At 33.8% G+C, this 2,380-nt stretch carries 2 protein-coding genes; one reads left to right on the top strand and one right to left on the bottom strand.

Going from position 1 to position 2,380, the window contains the following annotated elements; genetic code table 11:
• Positions 1-438: 438 nt before the first annotated feature.
• Positions 439-1,572, bottom strand: a complete 1,134-nt coding sequence (locus FYJ66_RS09050) for a hypothetical protein (protein WP_154573173.1) — start codon at positions 1,570-1,572, stop codon at positions 439-441.
• A gap of 461 nt (positions 1,573-2,033) precedes the next feature.
• On the opposite strand from FYJ66_RS09050, the gene FYJ66_RS09490 reads away from it, so the two are divergent.
• The gene (locus FYJ66_RS09490; protein WP_417281407.1) at positions 2,034-2,330 is read left to right on the top strand and encodes a transposase zinc-binding domain-containing protein; all 297 of its coding nucleotides are present in this window, start codon (positions 2,034-2,036) and stop codon (positions 2,328-2,330) included.
• Positions 2,331-2,380 lie beyond the last annotated feature (50 nt).

The raw sequence follows: 2,380 nt of genomic DNA, 5'->3' as shown, positions 1-2,380 counted from the left end.
GACTTTTTCTGCGAAAAAGTCACACGTCTAAATGACGTGCCCGGTTCGTTTCCAGTCGTCCGGTAACATTTCAATATCTACTCCATCTTTCTGAATCATTCGGTATCCCGATCCATTCAGTCTTTATCGATGGAGTTTTTATTGTATGCTTTATTTATAAATACTTCAGAATTTCATCCATGATCTATGTACTTATCATCCAGTAAGATATCATAAACTTCTGGTTCTGATTATTTATCTTATTTAATCCACAAATCCCATGCCTCTTCGATTGATCACATAGGCTGCACAATAATGTACACTCAGTCCTTTGATCTTTGTATACTTTTCTTTTCCAATCTTACTCGTATTTCTTGGATCTACTTTGATTACATCCACTTCATTCATCAAACATTTTCTTTCTACTTTTTCTAGTATCTTTTTATACGCAAAACTCGATCATGCTTCATTTTGTTTTTTAGGGCGATAGAGCATCATTGTTGGCAACTGCTGGAAAAGAAAGTAGGAAACTAAAAGACTCTGCTTCTTAGAGTAAAAAAAGTCCATGATTTCAATGGCTAGCTGAGACAGTTCTTCATTTCGTTTATTTTTAGTATTCTCTTTATGGATTGGATATTTCTTAATTAGTACGATATTTCCATCCATATTGGTTTCACATAGTGCTATATGGTCCACATTGATATCGATTCCTATGGCTCCATACAATGTATCTGTCTTTGGAAGATTCATATGTTTTTCAAATATAGCTTTCACAATAAAGTATTCACCATAATCCATCAGCTCATAGGCTACTACCTTATCCGGTGAATTGTGTTTTTCATTGACTCTTGCGTACAGTTCATCCTTGTATTTATGAAACTGTACCTTGAATACAATGTCTTTCTGCGTGCTTCGATAGGTCAGCATATCATTATCGACATTTAATTTGAAAAGGTTGTTTGAATACTTGCCCTGTCTTCTTCCTGGAATCAGCATTCTTCTGGCTCTTTTAAAACGATAGATATCTAAGTAACCATTTTTAAGATTCTTTTTACCACCAAAACATACAGAAGGCATCTTTCTTTTAAGCTTGAACACATTTCGGTTTCGTCTGAATTTCAGATTGCGAATGATGCTCTTCAATCTTTTGATATTTGGATCCAATACCTGCACCTCATACAAGTAGTCCTCTTCTGTATATTTCTTTTTCTTGGATCTGTTGATCAGCTTCTCTTTTTCCTTTAAAGCCTTCTTCAATTGCTTCTCGTTCTTTTTGATTTTTTTGTCTATCTTTTTAAGACGAGTCTTGATCAAATCACGATCTTCCTTTTCTCTGCATTTAAGACTTTTCACCAAGGCCTTGGCCTCATATATGGCAGACAAAGGAAAATAATCACTTGTACCATAGAAGGACTTGATCATTCTTTGATCTGTTTCTGAATAGGTAACATCTTTGTAAGCACGATCAAAACAGATTTTGAATGCCTTATGAAGCATGCAGTTATACAGTTCAAGATCCTTTTTAATGATGGATTCTGCTTCTGGTTCCAGATCTTTATAATAGATTCTTTGTGACATTGAAAACACCTTCATAAGACAAGTCCTCCTGTTCTATCCGTCTCTATTATACTATATTTAAAACAGATTTAATAGATAGATTTGAGACTTTCTAATTTATTTTATTTTATCATTATATCACCAATGTGAATATGTGATATATTGCTGTATTCTCACATGTTCACATTAAATTCACAATGGGACTGCATTTTATTCAATTTAGAATGGTTTCATTCTATACTTAAATTATAGACACTACTTATCATTTAAACATTCCAGTTGAAACTCTGTCTCTTTTAGATTGTGATGTTAGAAATTTTGATTTCAATCATCCTATTAAAAACATCTTCTTCGATAATATGGAATACATTCGAAAACTAGATGCTTCCGATAAAGCTTGTCCTTGCATCTTAGACAATGTAGAACGTTCATTACTTTGCCACACATGTTATCTTGGCTTTGACCAGTTTGAATGTACCGATTGTGACAACTAGAATATTATTCCACACTCATGTCATTCCAGGTTCTGTAATGCCTGTGGTGTTAAATATGCCAAACAGCTTGCAGCCAAAGCCACTTCTTTTTGTCTTGACTGCCCTCATAGACACATTGTATTTACTATTCCTGAAGAACTTAGAAACTGGTTCAGACAGGATCGTACTCGACTCAATCTATTGTTTGTTGCTTCTAGAAACACCATTTCCATTCTTACCAATAAATCTCTTGCCGATAAACTCAAAAAGAAAAAAATTATCGGATACCCACTATATATTCAAAGATATTCCTGTTCGTAATGAATTTGGCATGATTTCTTAACAACTCGATATTATGGATTCTATGCCAA

Source organism: Allobaileyella intestinalis, assembly GCF_009695865.1.
GTDB lineage: Bacteria > Bacillota > Clostridia > Peptostreptococcales > Anaerovoracaceae > Allobaileyella > Allobaileyella intestinalis.
The sequence above is the reverse complement of the archived record's forward strand: the minus strand, read 5'-3'. Positions and strand labels throughout refer to the sequence as shown.

Excerpts from the sequence above, each read along its gene's own strand:
- FYJ66_RS09050 (WP_154573173.1), bottom strand. The coding sequence starts at position 1,572 with ATGAAGGTGTTTTCAATGTCACAAAGAATCTATTATAAAGATCTGGAA.